This window comes from Erythrobacter sp. SN021 (genome assembly GCF_021864455.1).
The window spans coordinates 259358-283168 of the sequence record NZ_JAKKUW010000002.1; the positions used below are offsets into that span (position 1 = coordinate 259358).

Annotated in this window: 29 protein-coding genes; 15 read left to right on the forward strand and 14 right to left on the reverse strand. The window is 62.9% G+C overall.

From position 1 onward, the window contains the following. Positions 1-6: 6 nt before the first annotated feature. From L5849_RS05895 to coxB, 8 genes are all read right to left on the reverse strand, one after another. A complete protein-coding gene (locus L5849_RS05895; RefSeq protein ID WP_236924816.1) occupies positions 7-579 on the reverse strand; it encodes an SURF1 family protein in 573 nt (190 codons plus the stop codon). Beyond that, the gene (locus tag L5849_RS05900; RefSeq protein ID WP_236924817.1) at positions 580-969 is read right to left on the reverse strand and encodes a DUF983 domain-containing protein; all 390 of its coding nucleotides are present in this window, start codon (positions 967-969) and stop codon (positions 580-582) included. Then, positions 969-1790, reverse strand: a complete 822-nt coding sequence (locus tag L5849_RS05905; protein ID WP_236924818.1) for a cytochrome c oxidase subunit 3 — start codon at positions 1788-1790, stop codon at positions 969-971. The genes L5849_RS05900 and L5849_RS05905 overlap by 1 nt, the downstream gene beginning before the upstream one ends. A gap of 66 nt (positions 1791-1856) precedes the next feature. After that, the gene (locus L5849_RS05910) at positions 1857-2429 is read right to left on the reverse strand and encodes a cytochrome c oxidase assembly protein (RefSeq protein ID WP_115416326.1); all 573 of its coding nucleotides are present in this window, start codon (positions 2427-2429) and stop codon (positions 1857-1859) included. Between the two features lie 126 nt (positions 2430-2555). After that, a complete protein-coding gene (locus tag L5849_RS05915) occupies positions 2556-3470 on the reverse strand; it encodes a heme o synthase (RefSeq protein WP_115417842.1) in 915 nt (304 codons plus the stop codon). A gap of 23 nt (positions 3471-3493) precedes the next feature. Beyond that, the gene (locus L5849_RS05920) at positions 3494-4453 is read right to left on the reverse strand and encodes an alpha/beta fold hydrolase (protein WP_236924819.1); all 960 of its coding nucleotides are present in this window, start codon (positions 4451-4453) and stop codon (positions 3494-3496) included. 79 nt (positions 4454-4532) lie between these two features. Further along, complete coding sequence (ctaD, locus tag L5849_RS05925; RefSeq protein ID WP_115416325.1) at positions 4533-6242, reverse strand: cytochrome c oxidase subunit I; 1710 nt, start codon at positions 6240-6242, stop codon at positions 4533-4535. 30 nt (positions 6243-6272) lie between these two features. Continuing rightward, positions 6273-7337 carry a cytochrome c oxidase subunit II gene (gene coxB, locus L5849_RS05930; RefSeq protein ID WP_370459147.1) on the reverse strand — a complete coding sequence of 355 codons (1065 nt, stop codon included), beginning with the start codon at positions 7335-7337 and terminating at the stop codon, positions 6273-6275. 213 nt (positions 7338-7550) lie between these two features. Between coxB and pyrE the strand changes: the two genes are divergently transcribed. Genes pyrE through ruvX form a run of 8 tightly spaced genes read left to right on the forward strand, consistent with a single transcriptional unit; the run spans position 7551 to position 13279 of the window. Then, on the forward strand, positions 7551-8132 hold the full coding sequence (gene pyrE, locus L5849_RS05935) for an orotate phosphoribosyltransferase (protein WP_236924820.1): 582 nt from the start codon (positions 7551-7553) through the stop codon (positions 8130-8132). Next, positions 8129-8869, forward strand: a complete 741-nt coding sequence (locus L5849_RS05940; RefSeq protein ID WP_236924821.1) for a pyridoxine 5'-phosphate synthase — start codon at positions 8129-8131, stop codon at positions 8867-8869. Before pyrE ends, L5849_RS05940 begins: the two co-directional genes overlap by 4 nt. Continuing rightward, positions 8866-9165, forward strand: a complete 300-nt coding sequence (locus L5849_RS05945; RefSeq protein WP_236924822.1) for a hypothetical protein — start codon at positions 8866-8868, stop codon at positions 9163-9165. Before L5849_RS05940 ends, L5849_RS05945 begins: the two co-directional genes overlap by 4 nt. A gap of 10 nt (positions 9166-9175) precedes the next feature. Next, entirely contained in the window at positions 9176-9577 is a 402-nt protein-coding gene (gene acpS / locus L5849_RS05950) for a holo-ACP synthase (protein WP_115416321.1), read from the forward strand. After that, entirely contained in the window at positions 9535-10446 is a 912-nt protein-coding gene (lepB, locus tag L5849_RS05955) for a signal peptidase I (protein ID WP_370459149.1), read from the forward strand. The genes acpS and lepB overlap by 43 nt, the downstream gene beginning before the upstream one ends. A gap of 22 nt (positions 10447-10468) precedes the next feature. Next, entirely contained in the window at positions 10469-11581 is a 1113-nt protein-coding gene (locus tag L5849_RS05960) for an AI-2E family transporter (RefSeq protein WP_236924824.1), read from the forward strand. Beyond that, positions 11571-12815 (forward strand): DUF3089 domain-containing protein, encoded by a 1245-nt coding sequence (locus L5849_RS05965; protein ID WP_236924825.1) that lies wholly within the window; start codon positions 11571-11573, stop codon positions 12813-12815. The genes L5849_RS05960 and L5849_RS05965 overlap by 11 nt, the downstream gene beginning before the upstream one ends. Then, positions 12791-13279, forward strand: a complete 489-nt coding sequence (ruvX, locus tag L5849_RS05970) for a Holliday junction resolvase RuvX (RefSeq protein ID WP_236924826.1) — start codon at positions 12791-12793, stop codon at positions 13277-13279. Before L5849_RS05965 ends, ruvX begins: the two co-directional genes overlap by 25 nt. 164 nt (positions 13280-13443) lie before the next feature. Here ruvX and L5849_RS05975 read toward each other — a convergent pair whose 3' ends face one another. Genes L5849_RS05975 through L5849_RS05985 form a run of 3 tightly spaced genes read right to left on the reverse strand, consistent with a single transcriptional unit; the run spans position 13444 to position 15468 of the window. Next, on the reverse strand, positions 13444-14340 hold the full coding sequence (locus L5849_RS05975) for a transposase (protein ID WP_236924827.1): 897 nt from the start codon (positions 14338-14340) through the stop codon (positions 13444-13446). Beyond that, a complete protein-coding gene (locus L5849_RS05980) occupies positions 14328-15299 on the reverse strand; it encodes a hypothetical protein (RefSeq protein ID WP_236924828.1) in 972 nt (323 codons plus the stop codon). Before L5849_RS05980 ends, L5849_RS05975 begins: the two co-directional genes overlap by 13 nt. Before the next feature lie 16 nt (positions 15300-15315). Further along, positions 15316-15468, reverse strand: a complete 153-nt coding sequence (locus L5849_RS05985; RefSeq protein ID WP_236924829.1) for a hypothetical protein — start codon at positions 15466-15468, stop codon at positions 15316-15318. A gap of 132 nt (positions 15469-15600) precedes the next feature. On the opposite strand from L5849_RS05985, the gene L5849_RS05990 reads away from it, so the two are divergent. Both L5849_RS05990 and L5849_RS05995 read left to right on the forward strand, forming a co-directional pair. Beyond that, positions 15601-16047: a PaaI family thioesterase gene (locus tag L5849_RS05990; RefSeq protein WP_236924830.1), complete on the forward strand. Its 447-nt coding sequence runs from the start codon at positions 15601-15603 to the stop codon at positions 16045-16047. 1 nt (position 16048) lies between these two features. Continuing rightward, positions 16049-16456 (forward strand): PaaI family thioesterase, encoded by a 408-nt coding sequence (locus L5849_RS05995; RefSeq protein WP_115416313.1) that lies wholly within the window; start codon positions 16049-16051, stop codon positions 16454-16456. Here L5849_RS05995 and L5849_RS06000 read toward each other — a convergent pair. Together L5849_RS06000 and cobS are read right to left on the reverse strand one after the other, a co-directional pair. Beyond that, complete coding sequence (locus L5849_RS06000) at positions 16453-18654, reverse strand: transglycosylase domain-containing protein (RefSeq protein ID WP_236924831.1); 2202 nt, start codon at positions 18652-18654, stop codon at positions 16453-16455. The genes L5849_RS05995 and L5849_RS06000 overlap by 4 nt on opposite strands. A 49-nt stretch (positions 18655-18703) precedes the next feature. Next, positions 18704-19696 (reverse strand): cobaltochelatase subunit CobS, encoded by a 993-nt coding sequence (gene cobS / locus L5849_RS06005; protein ID WP_115416311.1) that lies wholly within the window; start codon positions 19694-19696, stop codon positions 18704-18706. A 108-nt stretch (positions 19697-19804) separates the two neighbouring features. Between cobS and L5849_RS06010 the strand changes: the two genes are divergently transcribed. Together L5849_RS06010 and L5849_RS06015 are read left to right on the forward strand one after the other, a co-directional pair. Next, complete coding sequence (locus L5849_RS06010) at positions 19805-20650, forward strand: oxygenase MpaB family protein (RefSeq protein WP_236924832.1); 846 nt, start codon at positions 19805-19807, stop codon at positions 20648-20650. A 117-nt stretch (positions 20651-20767) separates the two neighbouring features. Next, on the forward strand, positions 20768-21160 hold the full coding sequence (locus tag L5849_RS06015) for a DUF302 domain-containing protein (RefSeq protein WP_115416309.1): 393 nt from the start codon (positions 20768-20770) through the stop codon (positions 21158-21160). Here the strand turns inward: L5849_RS06015 and L5849_RS06020 are convergent. Then, positions 21157-21750, reverse strand: coding sequence for a DnaJ domain-containing protein (locus L5849_RS06020; RefSeq protein ID WP_236924833.1), 594 nt, complete (start codon positions 21748-21750; stop codon positions 21157-21159). The genes L5849_RS06015 and L5849_RS06020 overlap by 4 nt on opposite strands. Positions 21751-21833: 83 nt before the next feature. Here L5849_RS06020 and L5849_RS06025 point away from each other — a divergent pair, with 83 nt between their 5' ends. Genes L5849_RS06025 through L5849_RS06035 form a run of 3 tightly spaced genes read left to right on the forward strand, consistent with a single transcriptional unit; the run spans position 21834 to position 23811 of the window. Continuing rightward, the gene (locus L5849_RS06025; protein ID WP_174223772.1) at positions 21834-22082 is read left to right on the forward strand and encodes a BolA family transcriptional regulator; all 249 of its coding nucleotides are present in this window, start codon (positions 21834-21836) and stop codon (positions 22080-22082) included. 12 nt (positions 22083-22094) lie between these two features. Beyond that, the gene (locus L5849_RS06030) at positions 22095-22985 is read left to right on the forward strand and encodes a pirin family protein (protein ID WP_236924834.1); all 891 of its coding nucleotides are present in this window, start codon (positions 22095-22097) and stop codon (positions 22983-22985) included. 10 nt (positions 22986-22995) lie between these two features. Next, positions 22996-23811, forward strand: a complete 816-nt coding sequence (locus tag L5849_RS06035; protein WP_236924835.1) for an SDR family NAD(P)-dependent oxidoreductase — start codon at positions 22996-22998, stop codon at positions 23809-23811.

Below are 23811 nucleotides of genomic sequence, written 5' to 3' on the forward strand. Positions count from 1 at the left end.
GGCTCTTTAATCCGCCCTAGCGCGGGTCGAACGGCGGCGCAGCGCAAGGATGTAGATCACCAGCGCGGTCAACGCGAAAAAGAACCACTGACCGGCATAGGCGAGGTGGTTGTCAGGCAGATCGCGCGGATCGGGTGGAGCAAGCAATTCAAGGCCCGCGACGTTTTCTGCGGCGACGATCCTCCCGCCGGGAGCAATGGTCCCGCGCACGGTGCCCCCGCCCCAATCCACCGGGGCCGGATTGCGGGAGAAGCCCAGGTCGACCCGCAGCTTCGTGCCATCGGCAAGCGAACAGCTTGCCCGCTGCGCCACGCCCTTCTCTCCCCGCTGGCTGGTGCCAGCCACGGTGGTGACGCCCTCGATTTCAACGCATTCGATCGTCGTGCGCCGATAGAGGACACCTTCCAGCGCATCGGGATCGCGGGGATATTCGACCTCCGCCGACATTGCCAGAGATTGCTCGGCCCGGGCGATTAGCGCTGCCTTTTCGTCCATTCGGCCCAATTGCCAGAAGCCCAACGCAACCATCGTTGCGATCGCCGCCGCCACGATCACGGTCGGTATCAGCGGAATGCGCATTTACAGGTCCCTCCTGCCAGCCTCGCGGGCATCGTTGAGGAATTCGCTGGCGAGCAACCACGCCTTGGTCACGCGCAGCCCGCCGATAACGAGTGCGAAGGTGAGCGGAACCCAGAGAAGCGCATGCACCCACCAGACCGGTTCCAAAGACAGCTCCACCCATATGGCCAGCGCGACGGTGATCGTACCCACTGCAAGCGTCACCAACGCCGCAGGCCCGTCTCCGACATTGAAACGCGAATAGTCGAGGCCGCAAGCGCGGCACGTCTTCGAAAAGGCCAGCATGCCGGCAAACATCGTCTTCGCCCCGCAGCGAGGGCACAAACCGAGAAGGGCAGCCTCGGCGATACCGGGCTGCCCTTCGCGTGTTTCAGGCCTGTCGGAAGGCATCAGTGGACGGCAGCGCCCCAGCCGCCCCAGACATAGACTGTGACGAAGAGAAACAGCCACACGACGTCGACAAAGTGCCAGTACCACGCAGCGGCTTCGAAGCCGAAATGCTGGCGCGGGGTGAAGTGGCCCTTATAGGCACGTACCAGGCAGACGATCAGGAAGATGGTGCCAACGAGGACGTGGAACCCGTGGAAGCCGGTCGCCATGTAAAAGGCCGAGCTGTAGGTGTTGCCACCGAAAGCGAACGGCGCATGGGCGTATTCGTAGGCCTGGATCGCGGTGAAGATCGCACCGAGGATGATCGTCAGCCACAGGCCCTTTTTGAGGCCTTCGCGATCCCCGTGGATCAACGAATGGTGTGCCCAGGTAACGGTGGTGCCCGAACACAGCAGGATCAGCGTATTGAGCAGCGGAAGGCCGAACGGATCGATCACCGCTTCGATCGCCTGCGGCGGGAAGACCCCGCCGACGACCTCGGAAATCTCGCTGGGGAACAGCGCGAAATCGAACCAGCTCCAGAACCAGCCGACGAAGAACATCACCTCCGAAGCGATGAAGAGAATCATGCCGTAGCGCATGTGGAGCTGGACGATCGGCGTGTGATCCCCGCGCTCCGCTTCTTTCACGATATTGCCGAACCAAGCGAAAAAAGTGGCGATCAGGCCAGCGATGCCGAGGCCGAGCACGAGATGCCCGCTGGCCATTTCGTGCATGTAGAGCACCATGCCGCTGGTGAAGGTGAGCGCCGAAATCGAGCCGATCAGCGGCCAGATATCGGGTTCGAGAATGTGATATTCGTGATTGACGTTGCCAGCCATAGTACTCGCGTCCTGGGTTTCGCTTTGCGGGTGCCCTTAATGCGCCATGGCGCGCGGGTCTAGGGGCTACTCGGCAGAATCCAGAGCCCGGTGGAAAGTATAGGAGAGCGTGATCTGCTCGACACCCTCCATATTCGGATCGTCGAGCGCCTTCGGATCGACAAAATAGAGCACGGGCATGCGCACCTCCTGCCCCGGTTCAAGCACCTGCTCGGTAAAGCAGAAGCACTGAATTTTGTTGAAATAGGCGCCCGCCTGCTCGGGCTCCACATTGAAAGTGGCGGTGCCGGTAATGGTCTCGTCCGAATTGTTTTTCGCCAGATAGATCGCCATGTCGCGCTGGCCGATGGTGACGGTGTCGGTCACCTGTTCGGGGCGGAAGCTCCAGGGAACATCGCCTGCCGTGGTCCCGTCGAACCGGATCGAGATCGTCCTGCCCCCCGCGCTCGCGGCCAGGCGTTCGGCCGTGGCGGCGTCACTCTCGCTCGCACGCTGGGTTGTCCCGCCAAAACCTGTGACCTGACAGAACAGTTCGTAAAGCGGGACGGCGGCATAGCCGAGACCGAGCATGGCGAGTGCGCCGCCGAAAGCCAGCAGCGCGGTACGATTCTTGCGGGTTTCGAGAGTCGCGGCCGTCATGAAATCCTCACATCCGGGCGATGGTGATAACGTAGAACAGGATGGCGAGAAACAGCAGGATGCCACCAACCACGAGGTTCCGGCTCTTCTGGCGGCGTTTGAATTCGGTTTCTTCTTCGGGGGTCATCATATCCATCCCTGATAGGCCAGCATACGGTCCACCACCAGCGCGGCGAAAAGCGCGAACAGGTAGACGATGCTGAAAGCAAACAAGCGCTTTTCGGGTTTCATCGTATCGTTTTCGCCAGCCTGGCGGAAAGCCACCGGAAACGACAGCGCCAGAAAGGCGAACGTCAGCGCAAGCGAGGCAACACCATAGACGTAGCTCGTTCCGCCGATAAACCACGGCGCGGCGGCAATCGGCACCAACAGCACCGCATATATCAGGATCTGGCGGCGGGTCGATCTCTCGCCCTTCACGACCGGCATCATCGGGATCCCGACATTGGCATAATCCGTCTTCACAAACAGGGCGAGCGCCCAGAAGTGCGGCGGGGTCCACATGAAGATGATGAGAAACAGCAGCACCGGCATCAGCGTGATGTCGCCTGTGACCGCCACCCACCCGATCATCGGCGGGAAAGCCCCCGCCCCGCCCCCGATAACGATGTTCTGCGGCGTGCGCGGCTTGAGCCAGATCGTGTAGATAACCGCATAGTAGAAGATCGACAGCGCGAGGATCGCCGCCGCGAGCCAGTTCACGCCCAGCCCCATGATGACGACCGAGGCGGCCGAAATAAATATTCCGAAATCGCGCGCGTCGGTGCGGTTCATGCGACCCGCGGGAAGCGGCCGCGCGGCAGTGCGCTTCATCCCCGCATCGATATCGGCTTCCCACCACTGGTTGAGCGCTGCCGCCCCGCCCGCACCCAGTGCAATACACAGGATGGCCGTGAAGCCGAGCACGGGATGGATGCTGCCGGGAGCCGCAAGCAGGCCGCACAGGCCGGTGAAGATCACCAGGCTCATCACGCGCGGCTTGGTCAGCGCAAAGAAATCGCGCCATTCTGCGGGGAGCTGGGTAGGAACTGCCTGAGTCATGGAATCGAGCGCCATATAGGGCTTCAGATGCGGTTTAGCCAGTCAATCAGGATGCGATTCACCACATCGGGCCGCTCCTGCTGCGTCCAGTGGCCGACACCCTCTAGAATGTGACCTTCGGCCTTCGGCGCAAACATCTTCACCAACGCTATCGGGTCCTCGACAGCGCCGAACAGGAAGGTCGCGGGGTCGCGCGTGCCGCCGATGAACAGCGCGGGCTGCTCGATGCGCTTCCCGGCCCAGCCCTGCAGCCATTCGTAGTCCGCCTCGTGGTTACGATAGCGGTTGAGCGGTCCGCGAAAACCGGACTGCTGGAATTCGGCTTCATAGAAATCGAGATCGTCTTCGTTCAGCCACGAGACGGGGGCAGGATCGGGCAGCCCCTCAAGGAAGGTCGCGCCATAGGGCTTGTCCCAGTAATCGCCGGGGGGCACGTCGCCGCTGATCGAATACATCATACGCTGGATGAAATCGCGCGGGTCTTTTTCCGCTTCGGCCTCGGCGATGCCGGGCTTCTGGAAGTATTCCTGGTAGAAAAAACGCCCCTGCGAGGTGAAATGTTCGTGAAAGACCTCGGTGAACGGGCGCTGGGGCACACCGGCGAAAGGCACCGATAGGCCGGCGACTGCCCGGAAATCCGCAGGATGGGTGAGCGCCGAATTCCACACGATCGGCGCCCCCCAGTCGTGACCGATCAGGATCGCAGGGCGATCGGGCGAAAGCGCCTGCCGCAAACCGACCAGATCGCCCACGATCCGCTCCATTGCGTAGGCCTCGACCGGATAGGGCTTATCCGAACCGCCATAGCCGCGCACATCGATGGCGCAGGCGGTAAAACCGGCCCGCGCGATCGGTTCGATCTGATGGCGCCAGGAATACCAGCTTTCCGGAAAACCATGGACCATCAGAACGAGCGGACCCTCACCCGCGATCGCGCAGCGCAGGCTCACCTCGCCGGTATCGATGGTACGCATTTCGGGCATTGGGCGGATACTCCGGACAAAAGAAAACGGCCGGTCCACCATGGGACCGGCCGCTCTCATCTGTCCAGTGCCGTGGCGTTTAGGCCGTGGCCGGCTTGCTCATGTGATCGTGGGCCGTGTGGTGGTCCTCGATCACGGGGAGCGTTTCGAACTGGTGGAACGGCGGCGGGCTCGACAACGTCCATTCGAGCGTGGTCGCACCTTCACCCCACGGATTGTCGGCGGCCTTCTTGCCAGCCACGAAAGCGTAGACGATGTTCACGAAGAAGAAGATCATCGACAGCGCCATGATGGTGTAGCCGAACGAGCTGATCTCGTTCCAGTAGGCATAGGCATCGGCATAGTCCGGATAACGGCGCGGCATGCCCTGCAGGCCCAGGAAGTGCTGCGGGAAGAACAGCACGTTCACGCCGATGAAGAAGCCCCAGAAGTGCAGGTGCGAAAGCAGTTCGGAGTGCATCCGGCCGCTCATCTTCGGGAACCAGTAGTAGAAGCCGGCGAACATGGAGAACACCGCGCCCATCGACAGCACGTAGTGGAAGTGCGCCACCACGAAATAGGTATCGTGGACCACGTCGTCCACGCCGCCATTGGCGAGATAGACGCCGGTCACGCCGCCGACGGTGAACAGGAAGATCATGCCGATCGCCCAGACCATGGGTGATTTGAACTCGATCGAGCCGCCCCACATCGTGGCGATCCAGCTGAAGATCTTTACGCCCGTCGGGACCGCGATGACCATGGTCGCCGCGGTGAAGTACATCTTCGTGTTAACGTCGAGGCCGACGGTGTACATGTGGTGGGCCCACACGACGAAGCCTACGACGCCGATCGCGACCATGGCATAGGCCATGCCGAGATAGCCGAACACCGGCTTGCGGCTGAAGGTCGATACGATCTGCGAGATCATGCCGAAGCCCGGCAGGATCATGATGTAGACTTCCGGGTGACCGAAGAACCAGAAGAGGTGCTGGTAGAGGATCGGGTCACCGCCGCCTGCGGGATCGAAGAAGGTCGTGCCGAAGTTACGGTCGGTGATCAGCATGGTGATCGCCGCGGCAAGGACCGGAAGGGCCAGCAGCAGCAGGAACGCGGTAACCAGCACCGACCACACGAACAGCGGCATCTTGTGCAGGGTCATGCCCGGCGCACGCATGTTGAAGATAGTGGTGATGAAGTTGGTCGCACCCAGGATCGAACCCGCGCCCGCAAGGTGGAGCGAGAAGATCGCGAAATCGACTGCCGGACCGGTCGAACCGGTCGTCGAAAGCGGCGCATAGACCGTCCAGCCCACGCCCGCGCCCGGACCCGTGCCGCCCGGCACGAACAGCGAGAACAGCAGCGAGACGAAGCCCGCCACGGTCAACCAGAACGAAATATTGTTCATGCGCGGGAACGCCATGTCCGGCGCACCGATCATCAGCGGCACGAACCAGTTGCCAAAGCCACCGATCATCGCCGGCATGACCATGAAGAAGACCATGATCAGGCCGTGCGCGGTAATGAACACGTTCCACATATGCAGGGAGGTGTCGAAATCGGGCGTCCCGCCCATGAATTCGGCCCACCACTGCAAATACTGGATGCCGGGCTCCGCCAGCTCCATACGCATGATGCCGGAGATAGCACCGCCCACGATACCCGCCATGATCGCGAAGATCAGGTAGAGCGTGCCGATGTCCTTGTGGTTGGTGGACATGAACCAGCGCGCGAAGAAACCGGGCTTGTGGTCGGCGTCGTGCGCGTGGTCGTCGGTGTGAGCCTGGAAGCTGTCGGCGGTGGTTGCCATCGTGCTATACTCTCGAGCTAATCGTAAATCTTATGCGGTGGGGGCGACGGGGGGAGCGCCCGCACCTGCTGCGCCAGGCGCAGCGCTTTCGGGATCCTGAAGCGGAACAGCCGACGGATCGGCCTCCATGCCAACTTCGTCGGCACCGGCGATCGTGCCGCCCTGCGCCAGAACCCAGGCGTTGTACTGATCCATCGGCAGCGCCTCGATCGCGATCGGCATGTAGCCGTGGCGGGCGCCGCACAGTTCCGAGCACTGGCCGTAATAGACGCCCGGCTCTTCGATCATAAGGAGCTTTTCGTTCAGCCGACCGGGGACCGCGTCGAGCTTGAACCACAGGCTGGGCACGGCGAACGAGTGAATGACGTCGGCTGCGGTGGTCTGGAAGCGGATCGGCACACCGGCGGGAACGACCATGCGGTTGTCGACCGCAAGCTGATGCGGTTCGCCGCGCGCTTCCGCTTCTTCCTTGGTCAGCATGTTCGAGACGATCTCGAAATCGCCATTGTCTGGATAGGCATAACCCCAGTACCACTGATAGCCGATCGCCTTGACGGTGATCGCATCCTTGGGGGGCGACTTGTACTGCGCGCTGAGCAGGCCGATCGAGGGCACGGCGATACCGAGCAGGATCAGCGCCGGGACGACCGTCCAGATAACCTCGATCATCGTGTTGTGGCTGGTCTTCGAAGGCACCGGATTGGCACGCTTGTTGAAGCGCAGGATGACATAAACGAACAATGCCAGCACGAAGAGGCTGATCAGCACCATCACCCAGACAAGCCCGATATGGAGCGAATTGGCCTGATGGCCGATCGGCGAGAACTGCTGCTGCACATCGATACCGCCGGCAACCGGCATGCCCTTGCCTTCGGTGGGCTGCATCGGCGTGTAAGCCCCCGAACCCGCAGCGACCGCATCGGGATCGGCCACATCGGCCGCTTCGGCGGGATCGATCTGTTCGAGTTGTTCGGTCGCGGTCGCTTCGGCGGCATCTTGCGCCATTGCACCCTGCGCGCCGAAAGCCAGCATCGCCGCCATCGCCAGGCTGGCGACAATCCGGTGGAACCCGTTGAGGGAGCCGAGAATTTTCATCGTCTTGGCACTCTTTCGTGTCGTGTCTCGTTTCGGGTCCGCCACTTTCGCGAATCCCGCGTGCGCGGCGGGACGCGCCCCCTGACAAAGGACCCGATTGCGCCCGCCCTATAGGCAGGCTTTGCCAATGCCTCAAGCGGGTGGCGGATAAAAATGTGCATGCAGCTTTGCCTCTTGCGCAATCGAGCGCGAGGCGCTTTGGACGCTAGCGCCATGACAGAAGAAGAAATCCTCTCCGAATTTCGCGCCAGCGAAGCCCTGCTCGAAGGCCATTTCATGCTTTCCAGCGGACGACACAGCGGACACTATCTACAATGCGCGCGCGTGTTGATGAACCCCGAGCGTGCCGGTCGATTGGCCTTCGCCCTCGCGCAGAAGATCCCGCGCGACATCCGCAGCCGGATCGATGTCGTCGTCAGCCCGGCCATGGGCGGCATCATCATCGGTCAGGAAATGGGCCGCGCGCTGGGCAAGGATGCCATGTTTCTCGAACGGCCCGAGGGCGAATTCCACTTGCGTCGCGGTTTTCGACTCGAACCCGGCGCCAAAGTTCTGATGGTGGAAGACGTGGTGACCACGGGCCTTTCAAGCCGCGAGGCTATTGCGGCTATCGGGCGCGAAGGCGGCGAAGTCATTGCCGAAGTAGCCCTCGTCGACCGCAGCAATGGTTCCGCCGATCTCGGCGTTCCTTTCTTCCCGTTGGTCGAGATCACTTTCCCCACCTATGCCGAGGATGAGTTGCCCGAAGAACTGGCGGCCATCGAAGTGACCAAGCCCGGGAGCCGCAAGGCTTGAGCACGCCCCTTCGCCTGGGGGTCAATATCGACCACGTCGCCACCATCCGCAACGCGCGCGGAGGCGATCATCCCGATCCGGTGCGGGCGGCGGAAATCGTGGCCGCGGTGGGCGGTGATGGCATCACCGCGCATCTGCGCGAAGACCGTCGACATATCCGCGATGCCGATCTCGAGCGCATTCAGGCCGCGACCGACCTCCCGCTCAACCTCGAAATGGCGGCGACCGAGGAAATGCTGGCGATTGCCCTGGCCCACAAACCGCACGCCGCCTGCATCGTGCCCGAAAAGCGCGAGGAGCGGACCACCGAGGGCGGGCTGGATGCGGCTGGCCTGCACAATACGCTCGCGCCCATCGTGTGGAAACTGCGCGACAATGGCATTCGCGTGAGCCTGTTCATCGAGGCCCACGAACGCCAGCTCGAGGCCGCCGGGCAACTTGGCGTGCCGGTGGTGGAATTCCACACCGGTGAATACGCCCATGCCGGGCTCGACGGGGATAGCGCGCGCGAGCAGCGCGAGATCGAGCGTATCGCCGCCATGTCGAAGCTTGCGCGTGAAATGGGCATCGAACCGCATGCGGGGCACGGTCTCACCTATGAGAATGTGAAGCCGATCGCCGCAATCCCCGAACTGGCCGAGCTCAATATCGGTCACTACCTGGTTGGCGAAGCGGTCTTCGTCGGGCTTGAAGCCGCAGTTCGGCGGATGCGCCAGCTTATGGACGAGGCGCGGTGAGCGAAATCAAGCCCAGATTCTGGGTCGCGGTGCTGATCGGAATTACTTTCGCCGGCTTGCTGGCGGCGTCCAGTATCATGTTCCTGCTGGGATATGCCTGGGCCACCCAACCAATGGGTTGGGAGAGTATGTCGGCTCTGGATTACGTCGCCATGTTCGCGCCAATCCTGTTGACGCTGCTTCTGGCCGCGTCGAGCTGGGTATCGTGGAGGATGGGGAAGTCCGGACATTCGCTGGGAGTTGCGGGATTGGCAGCGCTCTTGATGGTCCTGTTCGTGTTGCTGGTGGTGGTGTAGGAACGCGCGAATGATCATCGGCCTCGGCTCCGACCTCTGCAATATCGAGCGAATCCAGAACTCTCTGGATCGTTTCGGCGAGCGTTTCGAGAACCGCGTCTTTACCGACATCGAACGCGCCAAGGCGCGGCGGCGCCCGTTTACCATCGCTGGAACCTATGCCAAGCGGTTCGCCGCCAAGGAGGCGTTCTCCAAGGCGGTGGGTACCGGGTTTCGCCGCGGCGTGTTCATGAGGGATATCGGCGTGGTCAACGCCCGGTCCGGCGCGCCAACGCTGGCGCTGACCGGTGGCGCGGCAATCGTGCTTGCGGAAATGGTGCCGCACGGCCATGAGGCCCGTATTCATCTCACCCTCACCGACGACCATCCATGGGCACAGGCCTACGTCATAATCGAGGCCATACCCCAGTGACCACCGGCGCCACGGCAGTGAACAAGAAATCCAAGAAATCCGACGAAAAGGTCGACTGGATCGCGGAAATCCGCGGCCTTGCCCTAATGCTGCTGGCGGTCTTCGCCTTCCACAGCTTCATTGCCAAACCCTTCTACATCCCGTCGGAATCGATGATGCCCAACCTGCTGGTCGGCGACCGGCTGGTGGTGAGCAAATATCCCTACGGCTGGAACTGGAGCTCGATCAGCTTCCACTTGGCCCCGCGCGGTGATTGGCGTGTTGCCGGATCGACGCCGGAATATGGCGATATCGTCATTCCCGTGCATCCGCAACGCGACGAGGATTACATCAAGCGCGTCGTCGCCCTGCCCGGCGATCGCATTGCGGTCAGCAATGGCCAGATCATCCTCAACGGTACGCCGGTGGAACAGAAGGTCGAACCGGCTATCGATCTGCCGCTCGATGCCAATTCGCGCTGCGACGGGTTCGGCTTCGACGATTTCCGGGCGAGCGAAGACGGCAAGCGCGTGTGCCGCGTACCCGTCCTACGCGAAACGCTGCCCAACGGGGCGACCTATCTAGTCATCGATCACCAAAACCAGGCACTCGACAATTTCGCCGAGATCACGGTTCCTAAGGATCACGTTTTCGTGATGGGCGACAATCGCGATCATTCGGCCGACAGCCGCGAACTCGATCATCCGCGTGGTCTGCTGGGACCCATTCCGCTGGAAAATATCGGCGGACGTGCCGAATTCATCACCTTTTCGCTCGACGGGACGACCTCGCTCAACCCGATAAGCTGGTGGACGAGCCTGCGCGAAGGCCGTGCCTGGTCGACCCTGCGCCCTGCCGTCGCGGAACGAAATCCCGGCTCCGAACGCTAGGATCCCCATAGAAAGGGCGTAAATGGCGGAAGAGACACAGGAGCTTCAGGACCGGGACCTCGGCACCAGCCCTTCGCGCATCAACGATCCCCGCATCCGACTGGAGGTGTCGCGCGCCATGGTATGGGTCGCGGTGGTTGGCACCGTCGCGCTCGCCGTGTGGATTGCGCGGCCCTTGCTGGTCATTTTCGGGGCCATGGTCTTCGCCTCGATGATCGATGGCGGGGCGCGCTTGCTTGGCCGTATACTTCATATCGGACGAAGCTGGCGGGTAGCGATCGTGCTGGTAGGGACGGTAGGTTTCCTGCTGTGGCTCGGCTATTTCGCGGGTGCCACGATTTCGCAGGAAGCGGCGCAATTGCCGGCCATCATCGAACGGCAGCTCGAAGAACTCTTCGCTTGGGTCAGCAGCCAGGGTATCCAGATCAACCAGGACTATCTGCAGAATTACCTCGGCAGTATCGGCAGCGGCATAAGCACCGTCACCCGCGCATTGGGCGGGATTCTGGGCGGGGTGGCAACCATAGTCCTCATCCTCGTGATCGGGGTTTACGTCGCGATCGACCCGCAGCTATATGAACGCGGGGTCGCCTGGATGCTGCCACGCCAGCAACGCGGCCGCTTCTACAAAACCGCCGAGCGGATGGGCCAGACGATGCGGCGCCTCATGGCGGGTCGCCTGCTGGGCATGGTGGTCGAAGCCGTGTTCACATACATCATGCTGGCGGTCGTCGCGCCGCTGATCGGTATCGGAGCCGTGCCCATGGCGGCGCTGTTGGCAATCCTTACCGGTCTCCTTGCCTTCGTCCCCAATCTCGGCGCGATCGTCTCAGGCGTATTGATGGTGCTCGTCGGCTTTTCCGGCGGCGTCGAGATGGGCGTTTACACCATCGTCGTCTATCTCTTCGTCCAGAATTTCGACGGTTACGTGGTGATCCCGATGATCGCCAAGAAGACGGTCGATCTCGCCCCCGCGCTGGTTCTCGCCTTCCAGCTCATCATGGGTATTCTGTTTGGCATTCTCGGCCTCTTCCTGGCCGATCCGCTTCTGGCCATGCTAAAAGTTGCGCTCGAAAGGCGGGCTGAGCAGGCGAGCGAAGAACAGCTAAGAGAAGGTGCCGAAAATGGCGCGTAAATTCCTGTATTTCGTTGCATTCTGTATCGTTCTGGTCATCGTTGGCGGTATCGCGCTATCGATCTGGTCGCGCGAAGCGACGGAAATCGCCTTCGTCCCTCGCGGCGAATTCGTCGAACAGGAACCGTTGGCGGCCAATGCCTATCGGGACCCGGGCATGTGGTATTCGCGCCCGGGGATCGGCACTAGCGATCCCGCGCGCTACCAGCCGGCCATCGCCGAGAGCGCGCCCGACCCTGCCGAACGCGAAGCCTCGCCCGACACGCCTGCGGCCGAACGTAGCCTGGACGCTCCCGATCCGCTCGCGACCACCGGTTCGCGCAGCGGAGAAGCGGCGGATAGCGATACGCTGCCCAGGTTCGTGGTCTTCTTCGTACCGCCGACCAGCTATACCAAGGGTGCCCTGGGTGATTGGAACGCCGCCTTGAATGATGCGGACACCGACCGGCTTGCCGCCGTTTTCCTGCGCGGGCTGGCCAGCCCTTTCAACCGTGCGGAAGAACTGTGGGCACCCAAATACCGACAGGCCGCCGTCGGCGCCTTCCTGACTGACAAGGCCGACGCCACCAAGGCCATCGACGCGGCCTATGCCGATGTCGCGCAGGCCTTCGAATATTTCCTGACGAGCGTGGGTCCGGATAAACCGATCGTGCTCGCCGGGCATAGCCAAGGCTCGACCCATGTGCTGCGCTTGCTGCGCGAAAAAGTAGCGGGCACACCGCTGGAGGACCGGATCGCCGCCGTTTATGCCCCGGGGTGGCCGATTTCGGTCGAGCACGATTTGCCCGCCCTCCCCCTGCCGGCCTGCGCCGCGCCCAATCAGTCCGCCTGCCTGATCGCCTATGCCAGCTTTGCCGATGATGGCGATGCGGGTCAGCTTCTGCGCCGCTACAGCGCCGTTCCGGGCCTCGATGGAAAACCGCGGGGGGTGGACGATCCCATCGTCTGCGTTAACCCCCTGACAGGCACGGCGGGCGGTTCGGCAGTGGCCTCGCGCAATCTCGGTACGCTCGTCCCCAGCAGCAATCTTGCCACAGCCGAACTGGTTGCCGGTGCGGTGCCTGCGCGCTGCGACGATCGGGGCCTGCTAAGGATCGGCGATCCGCCCGAGCTGGGCGAAGGCGTTCTGCCGGGTGGCAACTACCACGTTTACGACATTCCGCTATTCTGGAAGAACATCCAGGAAGACGTCGTCGCGCGAGTGAAGGCATGGACGAGAGCACGGGCATCGTAACCGATAACGCGCTGACCTATGGTGATGCGTTGCCCGAAGGCGGCGCTTTGCTCGCGCTCGATCTCGGCACCAAAACCATCGGAGTCGCCACATGCGATGCCGGATGGCGCTATGCCACTGCGGGAAAAACCGTGCCGCGCAGCAAGTTCACAAAGGATATCAGTTCCTTGCGCGCGATCGTTGACGAACGATCGATCAAGGGCGTCGTCCTCGGCCTGCCGCGTAACATGGATGGCAGCGAAGGGCCGCGCGCGCAGGCGAGCCGCGCCTATGCCAAAAACCTCGCCAAGGCGCTTTCGCTACCGGTGCTGCTGTGGGACGAACGCTGGTCTACTTCCAGCGCCGAAGCCGCCATGCTCGGGCAGGATATGAGCCGCGCCAAGCGCGCGGAGAAGATCGACAGCCATGCGGCGGCAATCATTCTCCAGGGTGCAATAGACACGCTGGCGGGCGGCGGGTTCTAGCGATGCCCGAAAGGGGGGCGGATCGATGCTCTCGGGCACTTCGCCCAGAGCGAAATGGCGTATTCTCATACCGAGCTTACCCCCGCAACTCAGCCCCGCTCCGGACCACAGGGGATAATCGAAATCGTGTCCGCGATCTGCGGGTGCGCTCTGTTCGCCGGGTTTCATAGGTGAAGCATGGCGCGGCGGAGTTGAGCCTCACGCGCCAGCATCAAATCTCCTGCCAGTTCGGCGTCGCGCCACAGATCGTCACGCTCGGCATCGCTGTGCAGGAGGCCCGCCCGCGCCTCGAAGCAGGCTAGCCGCATGCGCCCGCTGGGATGGTCGCGACCGAACTGCTCCGCAAGGTCCAGAGCCTCGACGCTTTCGAGCGCAACCGCGCAGCGCAGGAATGTCTCGTTTGCGCAAGGATTAAGCCGACATGTGACCGAGCCGCGATCGAGATCGAAGCCGTACTGGTCGAACCACTCCTGCCCTGCATCCACACGCATGATGTTGAGCGAAACCGAAGTCGATTCGGGCGGCAACTGGGAATGCACATCCCTATGCGCGCGATAATGCAGCAGCCTGCCCCGTGCCAGCGCGCTGCGTTCCACAAATCGCAGTTCCGCCCTCTCGCCGCAATATCCGGCAATGTCCTCATAGACGATTTCGAAATAATCGCTGCGATAGCCGGGGCCGAAATAGCCTGCGGTGAGGAAATCGAAATTGTGATCGTGCGGGACACCGTAGACGAAGCTCTTCGCGCCGCTGGTCCGAAAACAGGTTTCGCTCTCGCTCGGCCAGATGTTGGCACGCAGGAAGCAGTCTCCGACCAGCGGTGACAGCACAATCGCCTGCGGGCCGTAAGCGCTGTCTTCGAAGGTATCGCGGTGCCGCTCGCGCAATTGCTCGATCATCAGATCGCCAAGGAAGGTTCGGTTATTGGCCAGACGTTCCAGCGCGGCGGCGGCTGCGTCGGTGCTGGCATCATCCCGGGGATCGAAGCCCTCGGCAATCGCGTCGACGGTTTCCTCGAGGCTTGCGGCAGCCGACTGGGTATTGGCGATCACGCGCGGCATGGCATTCCTTCGGCCTGTTCCAGTTCTGGATAACGCTCGACAAGCTGAGAAAGCAGGGCATTTGCGTGGGAAGAGAGCGGATCGGAAGCGTCCGACGCCAGTGTTCTGAGTGTATCCATGCCCTGACTCGTATTCAGCGCCAGGCATTCGCGCAGTGCCTGCCAGCGCACATGATCGCCCCCCGATCGGGCAACGTCCGCAAGTACGGGCGCGGCATCGCTCCGCTTCATCCGCCCCAGCAGCGCAACCATCATTTCATGCTGGCTTTCACGCCGGTTTCCACTTGCCTTGTGAACCACCCTTCCCGAAGCGAGATCGACCTGACGGGTCGGGCGCGGGCGATCCCCTACCCGCGCCAGCCGCAAGGTGAGCATGCATCCATGCACCCGTCGCACGACGCGCGAACAGTCGGCGTCGGCAAGTACGATGCAATCGCCCCGGTCGACACGCCGAACAGTACGAGCGACTTCCACCCGATCTCCGCAATCCGTCACGATCCGGAGGGGTTCGATCTCGGCCTCGCCGACAAGGACTATCTCATGCCGCTCCGCATCGGGGAAGGTCGCGACGGGGTTCGATGTAGCGGGCACCATTCCATCATGGAGCGCCAGGCCCATCGTGGCCGAACCCTTGGCCGCGAGTTGGAGGAAATGAAAACCCGCGCCGGACTGATGGCGCAAGGAAAGTTGCGCCAGCGGTGTCTCGCGCTGTTGCCTCACCAGACGCTCTATCATCGGCAGGATGACCGCCCGCGCCGCCTCCTCCGCGCCGACCAGGCGTTGCAGCGCCTCGCATTCCGCCAGCTCCGCCCCAGCTCCATAGTCCTCCAGTTCGCCGATAACCCGGGATAGCCCGCCCTCCCTGCGGCAATCCTCCGCGGCCGACAAAACCGCTTCTTGCATTGCGCGTTGCGCGATACGGTCCCCGCGCAACGCGCCTATCCGCGGATCGACATGCATGATCTTCGCTATGCGCTTAGAACAACAGGTCGACCTGCGTCATATCGTGGACGTAGACCATGATCGCCACGATCGTATCGTCCGACGCCACAGCAGCCAGGCTGCCAAAGAGGCCCACGGCCCCGTCCAGTTCCGCCAGGCTGGCCAAATCGATCTTGGGTAAAGTCATGAAATGCTCCTGCAATCCGGCGGACCCCGACCCGATGCCCCCGTCCGCCGCCGGCAAAGCTGGCGGCAAGGTACGTCGAACTGAAATTAAAACATTGAAAGCCCCCGATTTGTGCGGCTATCGCACCCGGCAATGAGCGAGAAAGCGCGAAAATTCGATCCATCGAAGGCCACCTCCTTCCTTACGGGTCGGGGACATGCGGGCTGGCTCGGGCTGCAATATTCCGACCACGGCGACGATTGGGTCGAGCTGCAACTGCCCTGGCGCGAGGACCTGCTCGGCGAAGAGGGGCAGCGGGTATTGGCTTCCGGCCCCATTCTCAGCCTGATGGACATGGCCAGCGGCATGGCGATCTGGCGCGCGATGGACGATTTCACCGCCATCGCCACGCTCGATCTGCGCGTCGATTACGTGCGCCCTGCCCGCGAAGGGGCCAGCGTGTTCGGGCGTTCGCAATGCTATCGCCTGACGCGCAGCGCCGCCTTCGTCCGGGGCCTTGCCCATGATGGCGATGCGGAGGATCCGGTGGCTCATATCCAGGCGGTGTTCATGAAAATCGCCGCCGCCCCGAGGCTCTGACATGGCTCAAGAAATCGAAGCGCTCACACCCTATGCCCGTTCGCTCGGCATTACTGTCGAAAGCTGGGAGGACGGTATCCCGATCCTCTCGGTTCCGTTCGAAGAAACCGTGGAAGGCCGTCCCGAGCATTATCACGGAGGAGCCACCGGGGGGCTTCTGGAAACGGCGGGCTACGCCGCATTGCGCGCGGAACTTGGCCGCCAGAGCCGGGCGGCGATGCTCAAGCCGATCAACATCACGGTGCAGTATCTCGCGGCCGGCAAAAGCCGCACCAGCTATGCGCTGGGCCGCGTGACCAAACTGGGGCGGCGCAGTGCCAATATCACTGTCGAAGCATGGCAGGACGATCGCACTCGCCCGGTGGCGACAGCCGTGATGAACGTTCTGGTGGCCAGCCCGGAAGGTTAATTACCGGCGTCCTGTTCCATTTCGCGCAACCTTTCGTCGCGCCGGTCGCGGATGACATCGTAACGGCGCTCATCGGCTCGCCTGCGCGCTTCTTCGATAGCTTCTTCGTCGATCGCCACGCCGCCTTCACCGAAGGTAATATCGACCGGAATCCCGTCGATTTCCGTCGAAAAGATCGCTTCGCCCTCGCGGATGCGCAGGCGTGAATTGCCATCGCCGATCGGAATATCGTCGATTTCGGGGACGTCGAGCGGCTCGATCGGTCCGCCCGGGTCGTCCTGTTCGCGGGGCGCAGGCTGGCTCGGTGCCGCTTTCACATTCATCGCGCGGTTCATGAAATCGCGCCAGATCCGCGCCGGCAATCCCCCGCCGCTGATCCCCCCGGCGAGCGGCGAATTGTCGTCATTGCCGATCCATACGCCGACCACGAGATCACCGGCATAGCCGACGAACAGCGCATCGCGATTGTCCTGCGTGGTCCCGGTCTTGCCATAATTCGGCCCGCGCAACATCGCAGCGCGCCCCGTGCCCTCGTTGATCGCCGCGCGCAGCATCCGCTCCATCTCCGAATGGGTCGAGGACGACAGGCTCGACGGGCCGTCCCACAAATTCTCGAAGAAGCCGCGTTCCGGCCGCGCGAAGGCATGCGGCTCGACCGGATATTCATTGGCGGCAACCGCGGCATAGGCGGAGGTCAACTCGAGCAGCGACATGGTCGAAGTTCCCAAGGCGAGGCTCGGATCGCCCTGGGCGAGAGGTGACGTGACCCCGAGATCACGAGCGGTCGCGATGACTTTTTCGCTGCCCACCTCGCCCAGCAGGCGGACTGCGGCGACATTGCTCGACTGTGCGAAGGCCTCTTCCAGCGTCAGGTTTTCCGAATAGCGTTCGCGCGCATTTTTGGGGCGATAGCTTCCCTCGGTGATCTCGGTATTGGCAATTCTGTCTTCGGGGCTCCACCCGGCACGCAGCGCGGCCAGATAGACGAACAGCTTGAAGGTCGATCCGGGCTGGCGTTTGGCCTGCGTCGCCCGGTTGAACGGCGATTTCGCATAGTCCTTGCCGCCGATCATGGCGACGACCTCGCCGTTCCGCCGCATCGCGACGAGCGCGACTTGTGCCTCGCCCAGCGGTGCGCGCTGCGTCACTTGCCGGGCGATGTTCTGCAACCGGCTGTCGAGCGTGGTCGTCAGCGTCTGCCGGGCATAGCCCTGTTCGGTGAACTCACGTGCCTCGGGCAGCGCCCAGTCGGCGAAATAGGTACCCGTGGGCAAATCGTTGCGCGTGCGCACATCGAGCGCGGGAGGCTTCATCGCGCGGGCTTCCGCCTCCGTGATATAGCCCGCGTCGACCATCGACTGGATGACGATCCGCATGCGCTTTTCGGCACGGTCGTAATGCTTGGTTGGCGCATAGGCGCTGGGCGCCTGGAGCAAGCCGGCAAGCATCGCAGCCTGATTCGGCCTGAGATTTTCGGGCTTGCGATAGAAATAATGCAGGCTCGCCGCGCGCAGGCCGTACACATTGTCACCGAAATAGGCGTTTGAGAGGTAGCGGCTGAGGATTTCGTCCTTGGTCAGCCAGCTTTCCAGCCAGAAGGCGATCAGCGCCTCGCGCGCCTTGCGGGTCAGCGTGCGTTCGGGGGTCAGGAAGGTGAACTTGGCGAGCTGCTGGGTAATCGTGCTGCCGCCGCCGGTGCCCGTCCAGGCGGCGCGCGCGATCCCGCGCGGGTCGACGCCCCAATGCGAATAGAAGCGGCGGTCCTCGGTCGCGAGAAATGCCTCGACGACATGCGGCGGCAGCTTCGCCACCTCGACCGGCTCGTCGGTAATCGCGCCATTGCGCGCGATCGGCGTGCCATCGGCCGCCAGAAGCGTGATCTGCGGCGCTGCGATCGGTTCGAGCGACTTGGACAGCGGCGCGGTGATCGCCAGCCACGCCACCAGCGCAATGAACAGGCCGATCAGCCCGGCAAGAATGCGCCCCGCCCACCAGCGCTTGCGGCGGCCTCGCCAGTAGTCGCGCTGCCAGAAGCGCAGGCGCTTCTTCTCTTCGGCTGCCAGCGCATCGTCGAGACGGTCCAGCCGATTGTCCCAATCCTCGTAATCGAGCCCGTCATGCGTGGCGTAATAGCCGCGATGCGGAGAGAACTCCGCCTGCGGTTCGGGCTTGCGCCGGAAGGAATCGAAAACGCCCATCGCCTACTGTGTTAATCTAACAACACAGTAATTCATAGGGGGTCTATCCTTAACTCTTCCCGACCACGCTTTCGGGCAGGTCCTCGCCGAACACACGCTGGTAGTATTCGGCCACCAGCATGCGTTCTTCCTCGTCGCATTTGTTGAGGAAGCTGAGGCGGAAGGAGAAGCCGACGTCCTTGAAGATGGCGTAGTTCTGCGCCCAGGTGATGACCGTACGCGGGCTCATCACGGTGCTGATGTCGCCGTTGATGAAGCCCTGGCGCGACAAATCTGCGACCTTGATCATGTCGGCGAGAATCTTGGGATCGATCTCCGGATTCTTCGCCTCGACGATCTTCTGTTCGGTCTCGGCCGGAAGGTAGTTGAGGCCGACGACGATGTTCCAGCGGTCCATCTGGCCCTGGTTGATCTGCTGCGTGCCGTGATAGAGGCCGCTCGTGTCGCCCAGTCCCACCGTGTTGGCGGTGGCGAAGAGGCGGAAATGCGGGTCGGGCCGGATCACGCGGTTCTGGTCGAGCAGGGTCAGTTTGCCCTGCTGTTCGAGCACGCGCTGGATCACGAACATCACGTCGGGACGGCCCGCGTCATATTCGTCGAACACCAGCGCGACCGGATGCTGCAGCGCCCAGGGCAGCAGACCTTCGCGGAACTCGGTGACCTGCAACCCGTCGCGCAGCACGATGGCATCGCGCCCCACCAGGTCGATACGGCTGATATGCGCATCGAGGTTGATGCGGATGCACGGCCAGTTGAGGCGCGCGGCGACCTGTTCGATATGGGTCGACTTCCCCGTGCCGTGATAGCCCTGCACCATCACGCGGCGATCATGCGCGAAGCCGGCAAGGATCGCGAGCGTCGTGTCCGGATCGAAAACATAGGCTTCGTCGAGATCGGGCGTGCGTTCGTCCGGCTTGGAGAAAGCGGGTACCTGCCAGTCGATATCGATCCCGAAGGTCTCGCGCACGTCGACGGTGATGTCGGGCGCGGCGAGCACGGTTTTGGCGGAAGCGTCGAAGGTCTTGTCGGTCATATCGTTCATCGCGAAAGGCGGGTTAGACGGATGGGTAGGTGGCTGCAAGCAACGAAATCGCGGTACGGCCCAAGCGGCACTCGACTCTCCCCCCGGGCCGCCGCATAGTCGCCCCCGATGCCGCCGACACCGCTTTCCGAACGCCTCCGCCTAAAGCTCGTCGAGCGAGTACGCGGTGTGTTCAACGATGTGGAAGGGGGGCAGAAGCCGGTGCCGCCGTCCGACGAGGCGCTGTTCGAGCGCGACAGCCCGATTCGCATGGTCCACGCCGATATCGTGGCGATGATGGTCGGCGGCATTCGCGGTTTGTTGCTGCAGATGCTCCATCCGCACGCCTTGCAGGGCGTGCTCGACCATTCCAATTTTCGCAGCGACATGCATGGGCGGCTGCGACGAACGGCGCGATTTATCGCCGTTACCTCCTTCGGCCATCGCGATGACGCCATGGAGGCAATCGAGCGGGTAAACCGGATACACGCGCGCGTTTCCGGTACATTGCCCGACGGTTCCCCCTATTCGGCTACCGACCCACGCACCCTCGCCTGGGTCCATGTGGCCGAGGCGACCAGCTTCCTCGCCGCCTACATCCGACACGTTAAGCCGGACATGCACGGCGCTGAGCAGGACGAATACTATCGCCAATTCGCTCTTGTCGCCCGCGCATTGGGCGCCGATCCGGTGCCGGAAAACCGCCGCGAGGCCGAAACGATATTTCGCGACCTTCGCGCCGACCTGACCAGTTCACCGGCTGCGCGGGAGATTGCCCAACTCGTGCTTACCCAGCGCCCCGAAGGCTCGCCCCCGGCCGTCCAAGCCCTGCTCGGAGCGGAAGCGGTCGCCCTGCTCCCGCCATTCGCCCGCTCGATGCTCGGCCTGGAACGACCGGGCCTCGCGGCGATACCGGCACGCGCGGCGACGTGGGGCATGGGCAAAACGCTGCGCTGGGCCTTCCGACAGGGCTAGCCAAAGCAGTTGTGTGCCGGGTTCCATCATCCGCGCGGCGCGAAGAGCGTGATACCGTCCCGGCTCCGCGGAACCCGAAGCGCGGAAGTCGCTTGTTGTAGAAAAAGGAGGCCCCCCATGTCGTATTATCTGTCCACCCACATGCATGAAACCTTCGAAGATGCGATGCCGCAAGTCGAACGTGCCTTGGCGGATCAGGGCTTCGGCATCGTCACCCGGATCGACATGAGCGCGACATTCAAGGACAAGCTGGGCAAGGATTTCAAGCCCTATACCATCCTCGGTGCATGCAATCCGGAGGCAGCGCATGCCGCTCTGCAGCTCGAAGACAAGGTGGGTACCATGCTGCCCTGCAATGTTATCGTGCAACAGGTTCACAAGGGCCTGGTCGAAGTCGCCGCCATCGATCCGGTCGCTTCGATGCAGGCAATCGACAATCCCGATCTCGACCGGGCGGCCCGCGAAATCCGGAACAAGCTGGCAGCTGCGATCGACATGCTAGGGGGCTAGGCGATCGCGCGCGATTTCCGTAGCATTTGATAGGCTTCCACCACCCGGTTGAGCCGCGCCTCATATTGCCGATCGCCCCCGTTTCGGTCGGGGTGATAGCGGCGCACGAGTTCCGAATAGCGACGGCGCAGGCGGCGGCGATCGGTGTCGAGCCCCAGCCCCATCGCCTCCAGCGCCTCGGCCTCTTCGCGGCTGAAGCGGCCATCCATCGCCATTTCCGCTTCGCGTTTTGCACGGCTCTTGATCCCGGCGGCGCGCGCCGAAATCGCATCGAGCGGATCGTCGAAATCGGCCCAGCGGGGCATGCCATCGACACCTGCAGTGGGGCGGAAGCTGGGGCTTTCGGTGCGCCAGCCCGCGCCGGGGGATTGTGCGGCAAAGACTTCCTCGGCGCTCATTCCCTCGAACCAATCATAGCCCGCGTTGAATTCGCGTACATGGTCGAGACACAGCCAGCGCCATTCCCCCGGACCGTCGAATCCATGCCCGCGCCCGCCCGGCGCGCGGAACTCGCCAGCCTCCTCGCAGGTAGGGTGCGCGCACACTTTGCCGCTTTCTCCGTACCTTCCGTGAAACCTTGTCCGGCGCATTCGTTCTAGAATGGGGAGCGAAACGCGCTATGCAAACCCCGAGAAGGAGATTCGAACCCGTGGCAGGAACCGTCCAACAGGAAATGGAACGCCGTTTGATCGATGCGTTCGAGCCCACCCGGCTCGAGGTAATCAACGACAGCGCCAAGCACTCCGGTCACGCGGGCGACGACGGCAGCGGAGAATCGCATTTCACCGTGGTGATCGAGGCCGCCGCCTTTGCCGAGAAGTCGCGTCTCGAGCGCCAGCGAATGGTCAACAAGGCGCTGGGCGACATTCCCGGCGAGCGGGTTCACGCCCTCGCCATTCAGGCCTCGGCACCCACCAGTTAGGAGAGTAAACGCATGGCACTGTTCGAGCAGACGCTGACCCCGGTCACTCACGATCTCGGACAGTTCCAAGTGCGACGGGTGCTGCCGTCCAAGGCACGCAGCATGGTCGGCCCGTTCATCTTTGTCGACCAGTTCGGCCCCGCGCAGCTCGACCTGGGCAGCGGCATGGATGTCCGCCCTCATCCGCATATCAATCTCGCCACGGTCACTTGGCTGTTCGAGGGAGCGATCGACCATCGCGACAGCCTGGGCAGTTTCTCGACCATCCGGCCCGGCCAAGTCAATCTGATGACCGCCGGCAGGGGCATCGTTCATTCGGAACGCTCGCCGCAGGCAGAACGCCAGGCAGGACCGAAGCTCTACGGCATGCAAACCTGGCTCGCCCTGCCCGACGGACGCGAGGAGATCGATCCGGCCTTCGAAGCGATCACCGCTCTGCCCGTGATCGAGGATGGCCGCGCCACGGCCACGGTCATCATGGGCGAACTATGGGGCGAACGCGCGCCGACCACGACCTATGCCGACACCATCTATGCCGAAATCGTCCTCGGTGCAGGCGGGGCGATCCCGCTGGAGGAAGACGCCGACGAAAGGGCGGTCATGCTGGTGGGAGGCGAGGCAAGCGTGGACGGCCATGCGCTCAAGGAATTCGAACTCGCCGTCCTGCAGCCCGGGCGCGACATGACGCTCGAGAGCAAAAGCGGCGCGCGGGTCATGCTGCTCGGCGGCGAAGCGTTCGAGACGAAGCGCCATGCCTGGTGGAACTTCGTCAGCTCCAGCCGCGAGAGGATCAACCAGGCCAAGGACGATTGGCGCGAGGGCCGCTTTCCCAAAGTTCCGGGCGACGAGGAGGAATTCATCCCCCTACCCGAAGGGGCGCCCAAGACCGTTACCTATCCATAAAGGGGAATTCATGAGTTTCGAAGGCAAGACCGCCTGGATCACAGGCGCGAGCAGCGGCATCGGCGCGGCCCTGGCGCGCGAATGGGCAAGCCGCGGTGCGCGTATCATCCTGTCGGGCCGCGACCAAGCGAGGCTCGCCAGCGTGGCGGAAGGCATCGAAACGGAGACGCTGATCCTGCCCTTCGACGTGCGCGACGACGAGGCCATGCGGGCAGCGACGAGCAAGGCCATCGCCTGGCAGGGCGGTGTCGATATCTTCGTCGCCAATGCAGGTGTATCGCAGCGCAGCGCGGCGATCGACACCGACATTTCCGTCTATCGCGAAATTATCGATATCGACCTCACCGCACAGATCGCCGCGACGCAGGCGTTGCTGCCGCATCTGGTCGAACGGCAGAGCGGCACGCTGCTGTTCATCAGCTCGATCGCCGGCAAGGTCGGCGTGCCGATGCGAACCGCCTATTGTGCGGCGAAGTTCGGGCTGATCGGCTATGCCGACGCGTTGAGGGCCGAGCTTTCGCAGGAAGGGGTTTCGGTCCATGTCGTGTGTCCCGGTTCGGTCGCGACCGATGTCAGCCGCAACGCGCTGACCGCCGACGGCAGCAGGCGCGGACGCAGCGACCAGGTGATCGACAACGGCATAGCCCCTGCCGAGGCCGCCAGGCGGATTGTCGATGCGGTCGCGGCCAACCAGCGCGAAATTATCGTGGCCGAAGGCATGGAAGAGGCGATGGGCGAAATGCGCCGCACGCCCGATCAATTGCTCGACCAGGTCGCGGGCATGGTCGCGGCGGGCTATATGGAAAAGATGAAGGCGGAAGGCTGA

Coding starts and splice junctions, on each gene's coding strand:
- L5849_RS06030 (WP_236924834.1), top strand. CDS start 22,095: ATGGCACTGTTCGAGCAGACGCTGACCCCGGTCACTCACGATCTCGGA.
- ctaD (WP_115416325.1), bottom strand. CDS start 6,242: ATGGCAACCACCGCCGACAGCTTCCAGGCTCACACCGACGACCACGCG.
- acpS (WP_115416321.1), top strand. CDS start 9,176: ATGATCATCGGCCTCGGCTCCGACCTCTGCAATATCGAGCGAATCCAG.
- L5849_RS06000 (WP_236924831.1), bottom strand. CDS start 18,654: ATGGGCGTTTTCGATTCCTTCCGGCGCAAGCCCGAACCGCAGGCGGAG.
- pyrE (WP_236924820.1), top strand. CDS start 7,551: ATGACAGAAGAAGAAATCCTCTCCGAATTTCGCGCCAGCGAAGCCCTG.
- L5849_RS05975 (WP_236924827.1), bottom strand. CDS start 14,340: ATGCCGCGCGTGATCGCCAATACCCAGTCGGCTGCCGCAAGCCTCGAG.
- lepB (WP_370459149.1), top strand. CDS start 9,535: ATGGGCACAGGCCTACGTCATAATCGAGGCCATACCCCAGTGACCACC.
- L5849_RS05995 (WP_115416313.1), top strand. CDS start 16,049: ATGGCTCAAGAAATCGAAGCGCTCACACCCTATGCCCGTTCGCTCGGC.
- L5849_RS05985 (WP_236924829.1), bottom strand. CDS start 15,468: ATGACTTTACCCAAGATCGATTTGGCCAGCCTGGCGGAACTGGACGGG.
- L5849_RS05960 (WP_236924824.1), top strand. CDS start 10,469: ATGGCGGAAGAGACACAGGAGCTTCAGGACCGGGACCTCGGCACCAGC.
- ruvX (WP_236924826.1), top strand. CDS start 12,791: ATGGACGAGAGCACGGGCATCGTAACCGATAACGCGCTGACCTATGGT.
- L5849_RS06025 (WP_174223772.1), top strand. CDS start 21,834: ATGGAACGCCGTTTGATCGATGCGTTCGAGCCCACCCGGCTCGAGGTA.
- L5849_RS05965 (WP_236924825.1), top strand. CDS start 11,571: ATGGCGCGTAAATTCCTGTATTTCGTTGCATTCTGTATCGTTCTGGTC.
- cobS (WP_115416311.1), bottom strand. CDS start 19,696: ATGAACGATATGACCGACAAGACCTTCGACGCTTCCGCCAAAACCGTG.
- L5849_RS05900 (WP_236924817.1), bottom strand. CDS start 969: ATGCCTTCCGACAGGCCTGAAACACGCGAAGGGCAGCCCGGTATCGCC.
- L5849_RS06020 (WP_236924833.1), bottom strand. CDS start 21,750: ATGCGCCGGACAAGGTTTCACGGAAGGTACGGAGAAAGCGGCAAAGTG.
- coxB (WP_370459147.1), bottom strand. CDS start 7,337: ATGAAAATTCTCGGCTCCCTCAACGGGTTCCACCGGATTGTCGCCAGC.
- L5849_RS05980 (WP_236924828.1), bottom strand. CDS start 15,299: ATGCATGTCGATCCGCGGATAGGCGCGTTGCGCGGGGACCGTATCGCG.
- L5849_RS05910 (WP_115416326.1), bottom strand. CDS start 2,429: ATGACGGCCGCGACTCTCGAAACCCGCAAGAATCGTACCGCGCTGCTG.
- L5849_RS06015 (WP_115416309.1), top strand. CDS start 20,768: ATGTCGTATTATCTGTCCACCCACATGCATGAAACCTTCGAAGATGCG.
- L5849_RS05895 (WP_236924816.1), bottom strand. CDS start 579: ATGCGCATTCCGCTGATACCGACCGTGATCGTGGCGGCGGCGATCGCA.
- L5849_RS05920 (WP_236924819.1), bottom strand. CDS start 4,453: ATGCCCGAAATGCGTACCATCGATACCGGCGAGGTGAGCCTGCGCTGC.
- L5849_RS06035 (WP_236924835.1), top strand. CDS start 22,996: ATGAGTTTCGAAGGCAAGACCGCCTGGATCACAGGCGCGAGCAGCGGC.
- L5849_RS06010 (WP_236924832.1), top strand. CDS start 19,805: ATGCCGCCGACACCGCTTTCCGAACGCCTCCGCCTAAAGCTCGTCGAG.
- L5849_RS05990 (WP_236924830.1), top strand. CDS start 15,601: ATGAGCGAGAAAGCGCGAAAATTCGATCCATCGAAGGCCACCTCCTTC.
- L5849_RS05905 (WP_236924818.1), bottom strand. CDS start 1,790: ATGGCTGGCAACGTCAATCACGAATATCACATTCTCGAACCCGATATC.
- L5849_RS05915 (WP_115417842.1), bottom strand. CDS start 3,470: ATGACTCAGGCAGTTCCTACCCAGCTCCCCGCAGAATGGCGCGATTTC.